Origin of the sequence: Streptomyces sp. NPDC007907, assembly GCF_042959365.1 — a bacterium.
Taxonomy (GTDB): Bacteria; Actinomycetota; Actinomycetes; order Streptomycetales; family Streptomycetaceae; genus Streptomyces; species Streptomyces indiaensis.
Genome location: NZ_JBIBKR010000009.1, coordinates 272,833 through 288,773 on the forward strand (window position 1 = coordinate 272,833; position 15,941 = coordinate 288,773).

The 15,941-nt window shown below is 70.5% G+C and carries 16 protein-coding genes; all 16 read right to left on the reverse strand.

Annotated elements, in window-relative coordinates:
- Positions 1-64: 64 nt before the first annotated feature.
- The gene (locus ACFZDI_RS32940) at positions 65-685 is read right to left on the reverse strand and encodes an ATP/GTP-binding protein (RefSeq protein WP_234848474.1); all 621 of its coding nucleotides are present in this window, start codon (positions 683-685) and stop codon (positions 65-67) included.
- Positions 666-1,064, reverse strand: a complete 399-nt coding sequence (locus ACFZDI_RS32945) for a DUF742 domain-containing protein (RefSeq protein WP_391255647.1) — start codon at positions 1,062-1,064, stop codon at positions 666-668. Before ACFZDI_RS32945 ends, ACFZDI_RS32940 begins: the two co-directional genes overlap by 20 nt.
- Positions 1,061-1,468 (reverse strand): roadblock/LC7 domain-containing protein, encoded by a 408-nt coding sequence (locus ACFZDI_RS32950; protein ID WP_053673866.1) that lies wholly within the window; start codon positions 1,466-1,468, stop codon positions 1,061-1,063. The genes ACFZDI_RS32945 and ACFZDI_RS32950 overlap by 4 nt, the downstream gene beginning before the upstream one ends.
- Positions 1,465-3,105, reverse strand: a complete 1,641-nt coding sequence (locus tag ACFZDI_RS32955; protein ID WP_234848472.1) for a sensor histidine kinase KdpD — start codon at positions 3,103-3,105, stop codon at positions 1,465-1,467. The genes ACFZDI_RS32950 and ACFZDI_RS32955 overlap by 4 nt, the downstream gene beginning before the upstream one ends.
- A gap of 373 nt (positions 3,106-3,478) precedes the next feature.
- On the reverse strand, positions 3,479-6,328 hold the full coding sequence (locus ACFZDI_RS32960) for a DEAD/DEAH box helicase (RefSeq protein ID WP_361117119.1): 2,850 nt from the start codon (positions 6,326-6,328) through the stop codon (positions 3,479-3,481).
- A 40-nt stretch (positions 6,329-6,368) separates the two neighbouring features.
- On the reverse strand, positions 6,369-7,259 hold the full coding sequence (locus ACFZDI_RS32965; RefSeq protein ID WP_391255652.1) for a diacylglycerol kinase: 891 nt from the start codon (positions 7,257-7,259) through the stop codon (positions 6,369-6,371).
- A gap of 31 nt (positions 7,260-7,290) precedes the next feature.
- Complete coding sequence (tatC, locus tag ACFZDI_RS32970; RefSeq protein ID WP_234848469.1) at positions 7,291-8,253, reverse strand: twin-arginine translocase subunit TatC; 963 nt, start codon at positions 8,251-8,253, stop codon at positions 7,291-7,293.
- A 47-nt stretch (positions 8,254-8,300) separates the two neighbouring features.
- The gene (gene tatA / locus ACFZDI_RS32975) at positions 8,301-8,582 is read right to left on the reverse strand and encodes a Sec-independent protein translocase subunit TatA (protein WP_391255656.1); all 282 of its coding nucleotides are present in this window, start codon (positions 8,580-8,582) and stop codon (positions 8,301-8,303) included.
- Positions 8,583-8,841: 259 nt separating this feature from the next.
- Positions 8,842-9,036 (reverse strand): hypothetical protein, encoded by a 195-nt coding sequence (locus ACFZDI_RS32980; RefSeq protein ID WP_352098204.1) that lies wholly within the window; start codon positions 9,034-9,036, stop codon positions 8,842-8,844.
- Positions 9,037-9,081: 45 nt separating this feature from the next.
- Positions 9,082-9,378: a hypothetical protein gene (locus ACFZDI_RS32985; protein WP_391255660.1), complete on the reverse strand. Its 297-nt coding sequence runs from the start codon at positions 9,376-9,378 to the stop codon at positions 9,082-9,084.
- Between the two features lie 86 nt (positions 9,379-9,464).
- Entirely contained in the window at positions 9,465-10,541 is a 1,077-nt protein-coding gene (locus ACFZDI_RS32990; RefSeq protein ID WP_234848466.1) for a YafY family protein, read from the reverse strand.
- A gap of 17 nt (positions 10,542-10,558) precedes the next feature.
- Positions 10,559-11,536 carry a WYL domain-containing protein gene (locus ACFZDI_RS32995; protein WP_391255663.1) on the reverse strand — a complete coding sequence of 326 codons (978 nt, stop codon included), beginning with the start codon at positions 11,534-11,536 and terminating at the stop codon, positions 10,559-10,561.
- 129 nt (positions 11,537-11,665) lie between these two features.
- A complete protein-coding gene (locus ACFZDI_RS33000; protein WP_234848464.1) occupies positions 11,666-12,037 on the reverse strand; it encodes an FKBP-type peptidyl-prolyl cis-trans isomerase in 372 nt (123 codons plus the stop codon).
- Positions 12,038-12,093: 56 nt separating this feature from the next.
- On the reverse strand, positions 12,094-13,074 hold the full coding sequence (locus tag ACFZDI_RS33005) for an FKBP-type peptidyl-prolyl cis-trans isomerase (protein WP_391255667.1): 981 nt from the start codon (positions 13,072-13,074) through the stop codon (positions 12,094-12,096).
- 202 nt (positions 13,075-13,276) lie between these two features.
- Positions 13,277-14,638: a Pup--protein ligase gene (gene pafA / locus ACFZDI_RS33010; RefSeq protein ID WP_234848462.1), complete on the reverse strand. Its 1,362-nt coding sequence runs from the start codon at positions 14,636-14,638 to the stop codon at positions 13,277-13,279.
- Positions 14,639-14,647: 9 nt separating this feature from the next.
- On the reverse strand, positions 14,648-15,907 hold the full coding sequence (locus ACFZDI_RS33015) for an MFS transporter (protein WP_391255670.1): 1,260 nt from the start codon (positions 15,905-15,907) through the stop codon (positions 14,648-14,650).
- Between the last annotated feature and the right edge of the window lie 34 nt (positions 15,908-15,941).

Genomic DNA, 15,941 nt, shown 5'->3' on the forward strand with positions numbered 1-15,941 from the left:
GTGATCGCTCCGAAACTGAGGTGGTCTCAGGTGTCTGGGGGGAAGTGCGAACGGGTCGCACGGGTCAGGCGCGGGAGCCCGTCATGGCCAGCGAGTGCAGGAAGCGCATGAGGGTCATCAGGACGTCGCGGCTGGAGGCCCGCCGCCGCGCGTCGCACTCCATGATCGGGATGTCCGGCGTGAGGTCGAGGGCGGCGCGCAGCTCCTCGATGGCGTAACGAGGGGCGTCGGGGAAGGAGTTGACGGCGACCACGAACGGCACGCCGCGTTCCTCCAGACGCCCCATGACGTCGAAGCTGACCTCCAGCCGCCGGGTGTCGACCAGCACGACCGCGCCGAGCGCACCCTCGAACAGGCCGTTCCACAGGAACCAGAAGCGCTGCTGTCCGGGTGTGCCGAAGAGGTACAGCACCAGCTGTTCGGTGATGCTGATCCGGCCGAAGTCCATGGCGACGGTGGTGGCCGTCTTGGACGCGGAGCCGAAGTTGTCGTCGACGCCGATGCCGGCCTGCGTCATGGTCTCCTCGGTGGTCAGCGGTGTGATCTCGCTGACCGAGCCGACCATGGTCGTCTTGCCGACGCCGAAGCCGCCCACGATCACGATCTTGGCCGCGGCCTGTGCCGTGTGGGGCAGCTGGTCCTCGGCCCGGGGGCCCGGAATGGTGTCAGAGCCGTTGAAGTCCATTCATCACCGCTTCGAGGAGGGAACGGTCGGAGCGCGCCTTACGGACGATCGGGGCGCGCGCCTGCACCAGTTCCGCCGTCAGCAACTCGGTGAGCAGCACGCCCATCGCGCTGAACGGCAGGTGGAGGTAGGCCGACAGCTCGGCCACGGACAGGGGGGCGGCGCAGAGTCGGAGCAGCGCCGCCTGCTCGGGGGAGGCGGAGGGCGGCGGGTCCGTGGCCCGCGCCACGATTAACGTCACCAGGTCGAGCTCGGCCCGTTCGCCGTCCGGACCGGCCACCACGTACATCCGCTCGGGGTTGCCGGGTTTGTCCTCGCCCTCCCGGGGCGTGGCCGTTTCCGGGGCGAGGTCGCGCCTCTGGCGTTGCGGAGGCGTCATACGATCTGCCCGTTCCGCCGGGGCGGGCTGGTGAGGTGGCCACCGATCCGGACGACGAGGTCGCGCATCATGGCGCTCATCCGGCCGGGTTCGCACCGCACGTCGGACAGCACCGCGAGGAAGGCGTTGGCGCCCGCGCCCATCAGGTAGAAGTAGCCCTGGTCGATCTCGATCATGACGAGCTTCATCTCGCCGTCGCCCACGGTGAGTTCCTGGCAGATGCTGCCCGCGAGGGACTGCAGGCCGGCGCAGGCGGCGGCGACCCGGTCGGCGGCGTCCGGCTCGCCGCCGTAGCGGGCGATGCGCAGACCGTCGGCCGAGAGCACCACGATCATCTCGATGCCCGGGACACCGTCGGCGAGTTGCTTGAGCATCCAGTCGAAGTTGCCTCGCTGCTGGATCACTTGAGATCCCCCTCGTCATCGGCCTCGGTGGGGGCCGGGTCGTTGATCAGGTGCAGGTACTTGTGCGGGTTCCGGATGAAGTCGGTGGGGTGGGTGCCGGGTTCGATGCCTTGCTTGAGTCCCTCCCAGAAGGCCTCCAGGCCCTTGCCGGGGGCGTCCGGGGACGACATGTCGTGCCACGACTTGGGCTCGGGCTCCGGGGTGGCCCAGGGGTTGTGCTCGCCCCGCTCGGCTGCTTCCCGGTCGGCCTTCTCGTTGGCGGCCTGCTGGGCGAGGCGCTCGGCGAGCGGCATCTTCACCTTGCTGCGGCGCTGCGGCAGGCCGTTCGCGGTCCACTCGGTGACCTCGGGGACGTCGTCGTCCTCCAGGGAGACCGTGGCCGGGATCTTCGGGCTGGTGGGGCGTCGCCTCTTGGGCGCGCGCTTCGGGCCCTCGGGGATGCCGACCGTCATGGGGATGCCGGTGGCGCCGATGCCGTGGGCGAGTCCGACACCGGGCTCGTGGGTGATCATCTCGCTGGGCACGATGAGGATGGCGCGGACGCCGCCGTACGCGGAGGCGCGCAGCGAGACCTGCATGTTGTACGCCGTGCACAGACGGCCCACGACGGCCAGGCCGAGGCGCGGGTGCTCGCCGATGTCCTGGAGGTCGACGCCCGCCTTGGCGGCCTCCAGCATGCCCTCGATCCGGGCGCGTGCCTCCTCGTTGAGGTTGACACCGCCGTCCTCGATCTCGATGCAGACACCGGTCTGCACCTCGGTGGCGGTGACGTGGACCTTGGTCTGGGGCGGCGAGTAGCGCGTGGCGTTGTCGAGGAGTTCGGCGGCGGCGTGGATGACCGGCTCGACGTAGATGCCCTTGACGCTGACCTTGGCGATGGAGGACAGCTGGATGCGCCGGTACTCGAGGATGCGGGACATGGCGCCGCGCAGGGTGCTGTACAGGGACACCGGGGCGGGCCACTGGCGGCCCGGGCGGCCGCCGCCGAGAACGGACACGGAGTCGGCGAGACGGCCGATCAGCGCGTTGCCGTGGTCGATGCGCAGGAGGTCGTCGAAGACCTCCGGGTTGCGGCCGTGGTCCTCCTCCATCTCCCGCAGTTCCTCGGCCTGCTGGTGGATGATCGCCTGGACGCGGCGGGCGACACTGACGAAGGAGCGTGCGGCGGCGTCACGCATGGTCACTTCGTAGTCGACGATCTTGAGCACCCTCAGCAGCGTCTCCCTCTGCGGGGCGGGCAGGTCCCGGAACGCGGGGTCGACGAGGCCGAGCTTGCGGATCACCTCCCTGGGGGGTTCTCCGGTCCGCAGCAGGTCGAGCGCGGCGGGGATCATCTCCCGCGAGAAGTGGAGCAGTTCGGTGTCGTGGGCGGCGATCCGCTGTTCCAGCTGTGCGCTGTGCCGGGCGTGCTCGGCACGCTGGTGGCGCAGCGCACGGCCGCGGCGTACCGCCTCGGCCGCCGTCGCGAGCACCAGCGCGGTGGCGATGCCGCCGCACCAGCCGACGGCACCCCTGGCCGGCTCGCTCACCAGCGCGACCGCGGCTCCGGTCGCCGCGGCCATGACTATGGCCGGGAGCAACAGCACGCGCGCGTAGGGGAGTTCACCGCGACCGGGAGGGGATTGGACACTCACCATGGGGGCCTTCTGACAGGAGTCGACTGAGGTTCGAGGGGACACGCAGGGGGTATGTCATGAATCTGCCGGGATCTTCCACACATGGGGGAACAAGCGCACGAATTCATCTCAAGCCGGTGCGCTGCGGGCGAGCTTAGTCCGACCGGATCATCGCCGTGTCATATTCGGCGTCTGCCGGAAACCGGACGCGAGGGGATAGTACGCTCGGTCGTTCACACGCTGCGACATCGTTCGAACGCGTAACGTGACGGCGTACAGGCATACGAAAGCCCACTCACCGTGACGGGTGAGTGGGCTTCCGTACGACGCGTTTCCCGGGGCGCGGGGAACCGCGCGAGCAACCACCCACGACGGTCACCCGCGCATCGGACGATCACCCCACCGACGAATAGGCGACAACACCCCGCAGCAACAGATCCACGGCCTTACGGGCGTTCTTCACCACCGAAGATCCCTGCGGGGCCGCCGCCGCGATCTGCCCCAGCACGTCGATGACCTGCTTGCACCACCGCACGAAGTCCCCCGCCGGCATCTCCGCCTCGCGCAGTACCTCGTCGAGCCCCTTACCGGAGGCCCACTCGTACGCGGCCCAGGCGAAGCCGAGGTCGGGCTCGCGCTGTCCGACGCCCTCGGTCTGGGTGATCCGGAACTCCTCCTCCAGCGCGTCCAGCCGCCCCCAGATCCGCACCATCTCGCCCAGCGCGGCCTTGGCCTTGCCGGACGGCACCTTCGGCGCCATCGCGTCGTCCGCGACCCGGGACTCGAACACCAACGCCGAGACGCACGCTGCCAGTTCGGCCGGGCCGAGGCCCTCCCAGACGCCCTCGCGCAGGCACTCGCTGGCGAGCAGGTCCAGCTCGCCGTACAGCCGCGCGAGCCGCTTGCCGTGCTCGGTGACCTCGTCGGCGCGCAGATAGTCCAGCTCCGTCAACAGCGCGACGATACGGTCGAAGGTCCGGGCGATCGTGTTCGTACGGCCCTCGATCCGCCGCTCCAGCTGCGAGGTGTCCCGCAGCAGCCGGTGGTAGCGCTCGGCCCAGCGGGCGTGGTCCTCACGGTCGTTGCACCCGTGGCAGGGGTGTGCCCGCAGGGCCGTCCGCAGCCGGGCGATCTCGCGGTCGTCGGCCGCCTGGGAGCGCCGCTTGCGGTGCCGCTCGGCCGGGATGTGGCCGGCCTTGGTGCGCAGCGCCGACGCGAGGTCCCGACGGGACTGCGGGGAGCGGGGGTTGAAGGACTTCGGGATCCGCATCCGCTCCAGCGGCTCGACCGGCACCGGGAAGTCCATCGACGCCAGCCGCTTCACCTGCCGCTCGGCGGTCAGCACCAGGGGTCGCGGCCCGTCGTGGTGGTCGAAGCCGCGGTGGCCGTTGGAACGGCCCGCCGGCAGGCCCGGGTCCAGCACCAGCGCCAGGCCCGCGTACTTGCCGGTGGGCACGTGGATGACGTCGCCGGGCTTGAGCTTCTCCAGCGCGACGGCGGCCTCCGCGCGCCGCTGGGCCACGCCCTGCCGGGCGATCTCGTTCTCCCGGTCCTTCAGTTCACGGCGCAGCCGCGCGTACTCCTCGAAGTCGCCGAGGTGGCAGGTCATGGAGGCCTTGTAGCCCTCCAGCCCCTCCTCGTTGCGCTGCACCTGGCGGGAGATGCCGACGACCGACTTGTCCGCCTGGAACTGCGCGAACGACGTCTCCAGCAGCTCGCGCGAGCGGTGCCGCCCGAACTGCTCGACCAGGTTGACCGCCATGTTGTACGACGGCTTGAAGCTGGAGCGCAGGGGGTAGGTGCGCGTGCCGGCCAGGCCCGCGAGGTGCTCGGGGCTCATGCCGCGCTGCCAGAGCACCACGGCATGGCCCTCGACGTCGATGCCGCGCCGCCCCGCCCGGCCCGTCAGCTGGGTGAACTCGCCCGGGGTGATGTCCGCGTGCTGTTCGCCGTTCCACTTGACGAGCTTCTCCAGCACCACCGAGCGGGCGGGCATGTTGATGCCGAGGGCGAGGGTCTCGGTCGCGAACACGGCCTTGACCAGGCCGCGTACGAACAGCTCCTCGACGACCTCCTTGAAGGTCGGCAGCATGCCCGCGTGGTGGGCGGCGATGCCGCGCTCCAGGCCCTCCAGCCACTCGTAGTAGCCGAGGACGTGCAGGTCCTCCCTCGGGATGGACGCCGTGCGCTCCTCGACGAGCGAGCGGACCTTCTCGCGCGCCTCCTCGTCGTTGAGCCTGAGCCCCGCGTACAGGCACTGCTGGACGGCGGCCTCGCAGGCGGCGCGGCTGAAGATGAAGGTGATGGCGGGCAGCAGCCCCTCGGCGTCGAGCCGTTCGATGACCTCGGGCCGGCTCGGCGTCCAGATCCGGGACCGCTGGCGGCGCTCGCGCTCACGGTCCGCCTCGCGCAGGGACCGGCCGCGCCGGCGGTCCTGGTACGACGGGCGGCTCGCCTCCATGCGCGCCATGCGCATGAGGTCGGGGTTGACGGCCTTCTTGTGGCCCTCACCCTCCTCGAACAGGTCGTACATCCGCCGCCCGGCCAGCACGTGCTGGAACAGCGGCACGGGCCGGTGCTCGGAGACGATCACCTCGGTGTCGCCGCGGACCGTGTCCAGCCAGTCGCCGAACTCCTCGGCGTTGGACACGGTCGCCGACAGCGAGACCAGCGTGACCGACTCGGGCAGATGGATGATCACCTCTTCCCAGACGGCACCCCGGAACCGGTCGGAGAGGTAGTGCACCTCGTCCATGACCACGTAGCCGAGGCCGAGGAGGGTCTGGGAACCGGCGTACAGCATGTTCCTCAGCACCTCGGTGGTCATCACCACCACCGGCGCTTCGGAGTTGACGCTGTTGTCGCCGGTCAGCAGGCCCACCTTGTCCGTGCCGTACCGGCGGCACAGGTCGGCGTACTTCTGGTTCGACAGGGCCTTGATGGGTGTCGTGTAGAAGCACTTCTTGCCCTGCTGGAGGGCGAGGTGGACGGCGAACTCGCCGACGATCGTCTTGCCGGAGCCGGTGGGCGCGGCGACGAGCACGCCCTTGCCCGCCTCGAGCGCCTGGCAGGACTCGATCTGGAAGGGGTCGAGGCCGAAGTCGTACATCTCGCGGAAGGAGGCGAGCGCGGTGGCCTGCTCGGCAGCGCGCTTACGGGCTGCCGCGTACCGCTCGGCCGGTGAGAGGTCCTCTGTCATCGTGCTTTCGAGCGTACCGGGCCGCACTGACAACAGGACGATCATTATCCGGATCCGTTTCTGTGAAACCTCGGATCCGCGCAGCTCAGGGGCCGACGACCCGCACGGCCCCGCGCACGCAGCGCGCGACCAGCGGCAGCGCGCCGAGCGGCTCCCCGTCGGCGTAGCCGGTGACTGCCTCGGCGGCGAGCTCGACCCGCGCCGCCCGCGCCACGGTCACCTGCGGATGGTCGACGTGCGTCCCCCGGTACACCCGCGGGAACACCCGCAGCAGCGTCGCCCGGCTGCAGTCGCCGACCACCGTCACGTCGAACAGCCCGTCGGTCAGGTCGGCGCCGGGGCAGATCCGCATGCCGCCGCCGTACGAGGAGCCGTTGCCGACGGCGACCAGGGTCGCCTCGACCTCGCGGACCTCCCCGTCGTCGAGCCTGATCCGGTACGGGAGGGGCCGGAACGCGGCGAGTTCGGCGATCATCGCCAGGTCGTACTTCAGACGCCCGGTGGGCCATCGCATGCGGTTGCCGCGGTCGTTGACGCGGGAGTCGAAGCCGGAGGCGAGGACCGTGCCGAACCAGCGGTCGCCGGCCTGCCCGAGGTCGATGTCGCGGACCCGGCCGCACTTGAGGGCGTCGGCGATCATGCGGCCCGCGGCGGCGGGCTCGCGCACGGGCAGGCCGAGGGCGCGGGCGAAGTCGTTGCCGGTGCCGACCGCGACCAGGCCCAGCGGGGTGCGGGTGCCCGCGACCGCCTCCAGGGCGAGGCCCGCCATCCCGTCGCCGCCCACGGCGATCAGGGCGCCCGTGCCGGATGCGACGGCCGCACGCGCGCGGACCAGGGCGTCGGCGGCGTCCTCGCCGAGGACGGTCCGTACCGAGTAGCCGGCCGCCCGCAACGCGGAAGCGGCCGGCTGCGCCGCGCGGGCGCCCCGGCCGCGGCCCGCGGTGGGGTTGACGAAGAGGGTGATCTCGCTGGTCACGGGACCGACCCTATGAGCTGTCCGCCGATCTTCAGGTCACGTCGTCATAACCGTTGACCCGGTCCGTGCGCTCCGCGCTCGCCTGCTCGGGCAGCGCCGCGCGGCTGGTCGTCACGGGCTCGATCTCGCCGATGTCCTCGGGCGTGAGGTCCAGCTCGGAGGCCTCGTCGTCGGCGGGACCGAGGGCCTCGCGCCGGGCCTTGCGGCGGTCGTTGAGCAGGGAGAAGGCGACGGCCGCGAAGTACAGGATCCAGATCGGCGCCGCGAGGGCCAGCATGGTCAGCGGGTCGGTGCTGGGCGTGGCGACGGCCGCAAAGACCGTGATGCCCATGATCATGCCGCGCCACCAGCCGAGCATGCGCTTGCCGGTGAGCACCCCGGTGAGGTTGAGCATGATCAGCAGCAGGGGCAGCTCGAAGGAGAGGCCGAAGACGAGCACCATCCGCATGACCAGGTCGAGCAGGTCGTCCAGCGGCAGGAGGTTGGACGTGCCGCCCGGGGTGAACTCCAGGAGCACCTTCGCCGTGGTGGGCAGGACCGTGTACGCGAAGTAGGCGCCGACGACGAACAGCGGGGCGCCGGTGCCGACGAAGGCGTAGGCGTACTTCTTCTCGTGCCGGTGCAGGCCGGGCGCGACGAAGGCCCACAGCTGGTAGAGCCAGATCGGCGAGGCGAGGACGACACCGGCCATCAGGGACACCTTCAGCGCGAGCGTGAAGGGGGTGAGCAGGCCGTTGATGGTGATCTGCGCACAGGGCTTGGTGCCCGTCTGCGACCTGGCCAGTTCCTCGAAGGTCTTGTCACAGCCGACCGAGTCGAGGATCGGCTTCGTGATCAAGTTGATGATGTCGTTGTAGAAGAAGGCGGCGACGATCGTGACCAGGACGATCGCCAGCATCGCCTTGGCGAGCCGGTTGCGGAGCTCGCGAAGGTGCTCCGCGAGGGGCATGCGCCCCTCGGGATCCCTCTCCTGCTTGCGGGCAGACTTCAGCAACCCACGTTCCCATCTCGTGCGGCGGGCCGGAGGTCACCGGCCCTGCGTCAGCGCTTGGTCGTGTCCGTGGGCTCGTTGACCGGGCGCGAGCTGGTCACGTCGCCGGGCGCTGCCTGGATGGTGCGCTGCGAGGGCTCGTCGTTGTTGGGCGGGCCGGCGGGGTTCGTGGACGACTTGTTCTCGTCCTTCATCGCCTTGGCCTCGCTCTTGAGGATCCGGGCCGACTTGCCGAGCGACCGAGCCATGTCCGGAAGCTTCTTCGCGCCGAACAGCAGGATGATGACGACGAGGATGAGAATGATCTCGGGGGCTCCGAGCCTTCCGAACATAAGTCTTTACCTTCTCACCGAGGCGGCTGTGGTGGGGGTGCTGTGCGACCGGTCGGACACTTGTCCGAACGATCGTGCTCGCAGCGATCGTAACGCTCGGGGGTGAACGTGAGGCAATCCCTCTGCATCCCTTGTGCGCACTCCCGTCCGCGACCAGTGCCTCGTTACCGGGCCGCGACCAGCAGCGTACCTGCACGGGCAGCACAGGTGACAGGGCGAAGTGTCCCGAAACGCAACTCCCGGCCGCCCGCCGGACACCTCACAGAGCGTCGACGGAACGGGCCGCGCTCTGCGCCGACCGCTCCAGGTCCTCGGCGGCACGGTTGATACGGCGCGCCGAGTCCGTGACCTGCCTGCCCAGGCGCTGCGCCTCCACGAAGACCCGCACGGCGAGCACCCCCAGCACGACGAGACCCACGAAACCCACAGCTACCGCGAACATCGGCCAGAACATGACGCCGAGCCTAGACCTTCCTGAACGGGCGGGATCCCCGACCCACTAGACGGTGGAGTGCAGCCGCAGGGTCCGCACCCCGCCGCCGGTGAGCAGCTCCACGATCCGCTCCCCCGCGGGCTTGCGGACGGACGCGCCGCACTCCGGGCAGGTGAACGAGTAGAAGGTGGTGCGGCTGGTGGCGCCGATGGCCAGGCGCAGCGCGCCCGCGGTCAGCTCGAAGGCCTCCCGGCAGTCGGGGCAGCCCGCCCGGAACACGACCGGGGTCACGCTTCTCATCCCGGCGAACGCGGACTCCACCGTCATGCCCCGGACACCACCGGACGTCACCGACTCGCTCAAGCCCTCGCTCCTCTTCCTGGGTCGTACACCTCCGGGGTGCACGACCGGTGTCGCGGCTCCGGCCGTCGCCCCCGGCGGCGCCTGGCTCACTCGGGCCCGTCGTCGCCCGGCCCGTCCGGAACCGTCCGCACCACCTGCGGCCCGTCCGCGTCCCGGGCGCCGGGATCCGTGTGCGCCGCCTCGACACCGTCGTACGCCGCCAGTGCCTCCCGGGCCGCCTGCCGGGCGCTGTCGGCGAGCTCCGGCGGGGAGACGATCCGGCCGTCCCGCCCGAGCCGCAGCGCCAGACGCCGGAGCGACGCCGGCTCGGGGGTCCGCAGAGTGATACGCAGCCCGCCGTCCGGAAGCTCATCCGCACTGTCGTGCGGGTAGTACTCGGCGACCCAGCGGCCGCCGGGCCCGACCTCGATCACGACCTCCGGATCCTCGGCCGCCGGCTGCACCAGCGCCTCCGACAGGTCCCGCAGCTCGATCTCGGGCGGCGCCGACGGCTCGTCGAGGATCTTGATCTCGGCGACCCGGTCGAGCCGGAAGGTGCGGCGCGCCTCGGAGCGGCGGCACCAGGCCTCGACATAGGTGTGTCCGACGCTGACCAGGCGGATGGGGTCGATCTCCCGCTCGGTGACCTCGTCACGTGCGGGCGAGTAGTAGCGGATCCACAGCCGGCGGCGCTCGGCGATCGCACGGTCGACGTCGGCGAACACGCCGCCCTCGGACTCGAAGGTCACCGACAGGCGCGAGCTGGCACCCGCCGCCTCGCCGGCCGCGGTCTCCACCTTGGCCGTCGCGCGCAGCAGCGCCTGCCGGTCGCTCTCGCGCAGTCCGGGCAGCGTGGACACCGCGCGGGCGGCGACGAGCAGGGCGGTGGCCTCGTCCGCGGCGAGCCGGAGCGGCTCGGCGGCCTCCGCGGCGAGGGCGGCCGGATTGTGCCACCAGATGCGCTCGCCGTCGGTGTCGATGTCGAGCAGGTCGCCGCCGCGGAAGCTGGTGCCGCACATGGGCAGCACGTCGAGGTCGGAGACCAGCTCGTCCTCGCTGATGCCGAAGGCGCGCGCCACGTCCTCGACCCGGGCCCCGGGGCGCTCCCTGAGATACGTCACCAGCGAGAGCATCCGCCGGGTCTGGTCGATGGCGTTCACGGGCCTGACCGGTTTGCCTGCCACTGTCTTTCCGCTCCCCCTCAGCCCTTGGCCACGGCCCGTAGCCGGTCCACCACGTCGGCCCGCAGCTCGGCGGGCTCCAGGACGACCACGTCCGGCCCGAACTCCACCAGCCAGGCGTCCAGCCCGTGGCCGTACGGAATCTCCAACTCGTCCCAGCCGTCGCCGACTTCCCGGACGGAGGTGGCCTTCGCCCGAAGGGGGTACCCCGCGCCCGCCCGCAGCCGGATCCGCGCCGAGCGGTCGGCGATCTCCCCGGCCCAGCTCGCGACGGTCTCCCGGACGGTGACGACGTCCGGCACCTCGGCGGTGTAGCGGCCGCCGCGCGAGCGGACCTTGCCGGTGATCCGGGACAGCCGGAAGACCCGCTCGGCGCCGCGGTCGCGGTCCCAGCCCGCCAGATACCAGTGGCCCCGCCAGCACTCCAGCGCCCAGGGCTCCACGTGCCGCTGCTCGGGGTGGGCGGCGGTGGCCTTGCGGTAGTCGAAGGCGACCGGCCTGCGGTCCCGGCAGGCGAGCATCAGCGGCTCGAACGCGGCCTCGTGCACGGGGATGCGCGGCTCCAGCGCGCCGTGCGACCCGTAGGGGTCGACGTCCTCGGGAAGGCCGGCCGCGCGCAGCTTCTGCAGGGCGCCGCTGGCCGCTCCGGCGAGCCGGGCCTGCTGCCACACCTTCGCGGCCAGTCCGAGGGCGGCGGCCTCCTCGGCGTCCAGGGTGATGGGCGGGAGGCGGTTGCTGTCGCGGCGGGCCAGGTAGCCGATCTCACCGTCGAGGCTCTCGACGGTCTCGATGACCAGGCCGAGCTCGCGCAGGTCGTCCTTGTCGCGCTCGAACATGCGGTTGAAGGAATCATCGGAGCCGGTCGCGCCGTTCCCCGGCCCGAAGGCCTCGACGTAGGCCTCGATGGAGTCGCGCAGCTCACGCTTGCTGAGGGGCCGCCGCGTCCCGAGCAGACACAGCGCCAGGTTCATCAGCCGCTCTGCCTTGGCAATGGCCATCGACGCGCTTCGCCTCCCTATGGTGCTTACGAGCGATGACCGTACCGCCACACGGTGGCACGGCAAAAGCCGAGGGCCCACGCCCGAACAGGCATGGGCCCCACATGATCGAGTCTGTCCGGAGCTTGCTCAGACTCCGAGCAGGTCGACCACGAAGATCAGCGTCTCGCCGGGCTTGATCAGAGGAGACGGGCTCTGGTTGCCGTAGGCGAGGTGGGCGGGGATGGTCAGCTGGCGGCGGCCGCCGACCTTCATGCCCTGCACGCCCTGGTCCCAGCCCTTGATGACCCGGCCGCCGCCCAGCGGGAAGCGGAAGGGGGTGCCGCGGTTCCAGCTGGCGTCGAACTCCTCGCCCGTGCTGAAGGAGACGCCCACGTAGTGCACGGTGACGGTCTGGCCGGCCTCGGCGACCGGGCCGTCGCCTTCCCAGATGTCCTTGATCTCGAGGTCCGCCGGGGGCTCGCCGCCCGGGAAGTCGATCTCGGGCTTGTCGATGCTCACTTCATCTCTCCTTGTTACGTGACCTGCGTCGGGGACAGTCTCACAGACCGGACGGGTCAGACCGTGCCGAGGATGTCCACCGTGAAGACCAGGGTGTTCTTGGCCAGCTCGCTCTGCGGGCTCGCGCCGTAGCCGAGCGAGGGCGGGATCACCAGCAGCACCCGGTCGCCCACGTGCTTGCCGACGAGGCCCTTGTCCCAGCCTGCCACCACGGAGCCGTTGCCGATCTGGAAGGCGGTGGCGCCGCCGTGGTCCCAGGAGGAGTCGAACTTCTTGCCGTCCTCCCACTTGACGCCGGTGTACTGGGCGATGAGTCCCTGACCGGCTTCGACCTTCTTGCCGTCGCCCTTGATCAGGACCTGCTCCTTGAGGTCCTTGGGAGCCTTCTCACCCTTGGGGACGGTGATGTTCGCGGCCTTCTGCGAGGGGGCCTCCACCTCGGGCATGCCCGGCTCGGAGGGGGCCTGCTCACCCTTGCCCTCGGCCTTGGCATCGACGCTCGCGGCACCGACCGGGTCGACGACCCAGATCAGCACGTCCTTGGCGGAGATCCCGGAGGAGGTGTTCAGGCTCTGGCCGATCAGATCGCCCGCGGTGCCCTGCACCAGGACGCGGCTGCCGGGCTTCTTGCCCTTCACCGCGTCGAGGACCTTCTCGGGGAGCTGCTGGCTCGGCTTGCCGATCTGCTCGATGGACTGCCGCCGGGGCGCCTTGTCACCCGCCGGCGCCGCGGCCCAGGTGCCGCCGAGCTCCTGGTCACCGCCCCACTTCTGGACGGTCCAGTCCAGACGGACGAAGTCCGATCCCTTGATCGGGGTTCCGCTGCCCGCCGAGACCGTCTTGACGACGGTCTCGTCGGACGGCTTGCCGTCCTTCGGTACGGAGATCTCGGGCTTGGCCCCGACTTTCCCCTTGACCTCGGCGACGCCTCCCGCCGCGTCGCCGTTGTTCCCGTCGTCCGATCCGCACGCGGCGGTGAACAACAGGGCGGGAACGGCCAGCAGCGCGGCCACGAGTCGTTTCGTGTTGTAGTTCATCAGTCCAACTGGGATCGGGGGTGGGGGCAATGCCAGCCACTCTACGGCGTACCCGCACCGCACTCCCCACACCGCGCGGCACGCCGCCTCCCGCTTCCGCCGGCACACGGGCGGAATCAGGCGGAAAAAACACCGATGCCCGAAGGCGCGAAATCCTCCGGGCATCGGCTTGGCGATCGGGTCGGCGGACGAGCCGCACGCCTCACATTCCGGCGATCAGCTTTTCCACCCGGTCGTCCACGGAACGGAACGGGTCCTTGCACAGCACGGTCCGCTGCGCCTGGTCGTTGAGCTTGAGGTGAACCCAGTCGACCGTGAAGTCACGGCGCTGTTCCTGGGCCCGCCGGATGAAGTCGCCGCGCAGCCGGGCGCGCGTCGTCTGCGGCGGGACGGACTTGCCCTCGAAGATCTTCAAGTCGTTGCAGATACGGGCCGCCTGGCCCTTCTTCTCGAGCAGGTAGTACAGACCACGACGGCGGTGGATGTCGTGGTAGGCGAGGTCTATCTGCGCGACCCTCGGGTGCGACATGGTCATGTTGTGCTTGGCGCGGTACCGCTCGATGAGCTTGTACTTCATGACCCAGTCGATCTCGGTGCCAATGCGGTCGAGGTCCTCGGACTCGATCGCGTCCAGGGCGCGGCCCCACAGCTCCAGGACCTGCTCGACGGTGCCGGTGCGGATGCCCCGGCGCTCGCAGAAGTCCAGGGCCTTCTCGTAGTACTCGCGCTGCACCTCCAGGGCGGAGGCCTCGCGTCCGCTGGCCAGGCGCACCTTGCGGCGGCCGGTGATGTCGTGGCTGACCTCGCGGATCGCCCGGATCGGGTTCTCCAGGGTGAGGTCCCGCATCACCGTACCCGCCTCGATCATGCGCAGCACCAGGTCGGTGGCACCGACCTTGAGCAGCATGGTCGTCTCGGACATGTTGGAGTCGCCCACGATGACGTGCAGGCGGCGGTAGCGCTCGGCGTCGGCGTGCGGCTCGTCACGCGTGTTGATGATGGGCCGGGAGCGGGTCGTCGCCGAGGAGACGCCCTCCCAGATGTGCTCGGCGCGCTGGCTGACGCAGTACACGGCGCCGCGCGGTGTCTGCAGCACCTTGCCCGCCCCGCACAGCAACTGCCGGGTGACCAGGAACGGAATGAGAATGTCCGCGAGTCGGGAGAACTCCCCGTGCCGGGCGACCAGATAGTTCTCGTGGCAGCCGTAGGAGTTGCCCGCCGAGTCGGTGTTGTTCTTGAAGAGGTAGACGTCGCCCGCGATTCCCTCCTCGTGCAGGCGTCGTTCGGCGTCCACCAGGAGTCCTTCGAGAATGCGCTCGCCCGCTTTGTCGTGGGTGACCAGTTCGGTCACGTTGTCGCATTCCGGTGTCGCGTATTCCGGATGCGATCCCACGTCGAGATAGAGGCGGGCGCCGTTTCGCAGAAAGACGTTGCTGCTGCGGCCCCATGACACGACACGGCGGAAGAGGTACCGCGCCACCTCGTCAGGAGACAGGCGGCGCTGTCCCCTGAACGTGCACGTGACGCCGTACTCGTTCTCCAGCCCGAAAATGCGGCGGTCCATGAGGGAACATTACGCCCGATCCCCTGAACTGAAACGGGGTTCGACGGCACGGTTTGGATCATTTTCCGAACCGGCCGCAACAACCGCTCCCTGGCCGGGAGCTGCGACTACCCGTCCTGTGGCGAGCAAAACCAGCAAGGACACGCCACCTGCCACACCCGGTACGGCGAAGCCCCACAGGGCCCCGCCCTGCTCGACGACCGGCCCTGCCACGCCCGTTCCGACCGAGTGTCCGACGGTGAACGTCGTCACCAGCCAGGAGAACGCCTCGGTGACGGTGCCGCGCGGGGCGTGCCGGTCGACCAGGACGAACGCACAGGCGATGGCGGGCGCGAGGAAGACCCCGGCGAGCGCGGTCAGCGCCACCATGGCGACCGCGTCCGGCATCAGCATCAGCGGCAGGTAACACACCAGCAGAAGCGCGACCAGCACCCGCAGTCGCCGCGCGGGCTCACCGGCCCACTGCCGCGCGCCGTACACGGTGCCGCCGACCAGCGCGCCGAAGCCCAGGGCCGCCATCAGCCACCCGTACACGGCGTCCCCGCCGTGCTCGTCCGCGTAGGGCACGGAGGCGACGGTGATGGACCCGAGCGCCATCCCGATGAACAGGAACGCCGCCAGCAGCGCCAGCAGCCCCGACGAACGCAGCGCGCCCAGCCAGTGGGCCTCGCGCGGCGCCGACCGCCAGGCGCGCGAGGGCTCCGACACCACGACGGACAGCGCACCCAGCACTCCGACGACGTTCAGCAGGAGCAGCGCCGCCTGGGCCGACCACAGGGACACGCAGAGCGTCACGAGGAGCGGCCCGACGGTGAACATGACCTCCTGCGCCACGGCGTCCATGGCGTACGCCGTGTGCACCTGGTCCTCCCGGCGCAGCACGGAGGGCCACAGCGCCCGCAGTCCGCCCTCCAGGGGTGGCGTGAAGAGTCCGGCGCCGGCCACGGCGGCGTAGGCGAGCGGCAGTGTCCCGATGCCCGCGAAGGCGAAGACGGCCATCGCGATCCCGGAGAGGACGGCCGCGGGCAGTTGCACGCGCGGCTGACCGCACAGGTCCACGATCCGGCCCAGCACGGGCTGCCCGACGGCGTTGGCGACGCCGTACACGGCCGCCAGCGCCCCGGCCAGGCTGTAGGTGCCGCCCTCGGCCCGGACGAACAGCACGATCGCGATGGGTGCCGTGGCGCAGGGCAGCCGGCCCACGAGCGTACCGGCGAGCAGCCGGGCGGCGTGTCGCGCCCGGAGGATCTCCAGGTATCCCGTGGCCATGTCCCCGCCCTAGGTTTTACGTATAACGTCGGAT

What these genes read in the sequence shown, in the direction of transcription:
- tatA (WP_391255656.1), bottom strand. Translation starts at nt 8,582, where the DNA reads ATGTTCGGAAGGCTCGGAGCCCCCGAGATCATTCTCATCCTCGTCGTC.
- ACFZDI_RS32995 (WP_391255663.1), bottom strand. Translation starts at nt 11,536, where the DNA reads ATGGCCATTGCCAAGGCAGAGCGGCTGATGAACCTGGCGCTGTGTCTG.
- pafA (WP_234848462.1), bottom strand. Translation starts at nt 14,638, where the DNA reads ATGGACCGCCGCATTTTCGGGCTGGAGAACGAGTACGGCGTCACGTGC.
- ACFZDI_RS33015 (WP_391255670.1), bottom strand. Translation starts at nt 15,907, where the DNA reads ATGGCCACGGGATACCTGGAGATCCTCCGGGCGCGACACGCCGCCCGG.
- ACFZDI_RS32960 (WP_361117119.1), bottom strand. Translation starts at nt 6,328, where the DNA reads ATGATCGTCCTGTTGTCAGTGCGGCCCGGTACGCTCGAAAGCACGATG.
- ACFZDI_RS32980 (WP_352098204.1), bottom strand. Translation starts at nt 9,036, where the DNA reads ATGTTCTGGCCGATGTTCGCGGTAGCTGTGGGTTTCGTGGGTCTCGTC.
- ACFZDI_RS32945 (WP_391255647.1), bottom strand. Translation starts at nt 1,064, where the DNA reads ATGACGCCTCCGCAACGCCAGAGGCGCGACCTCGCCCCGGAAACGGCC.
- ACFZDI_RS32940 (WP_234848474.1), bottom strand. Translation starts at nt 685, where the DNA reads ATGGACTTCAACGGCTCTGACACCATTCCGGGCCCCCGGGCCGAGGAC.
- ACFZDI_RS33005 (WP_391255667.1), bottom strand. Translation starts at nt 13,074, where the DNA reads ATGAACTACAACACGAAACGACTCGTGGCCGCGCTGCTGGCCGTTCCC.
- ACFZDI_RS32955 (WP_234848472.1), bottom strand. Translation starts at nt 3,105, where the DNA reads ATGGTGAGTGTCCAATCCCCTCCCGGTCGCGGTGAACTCCCCTACGCG.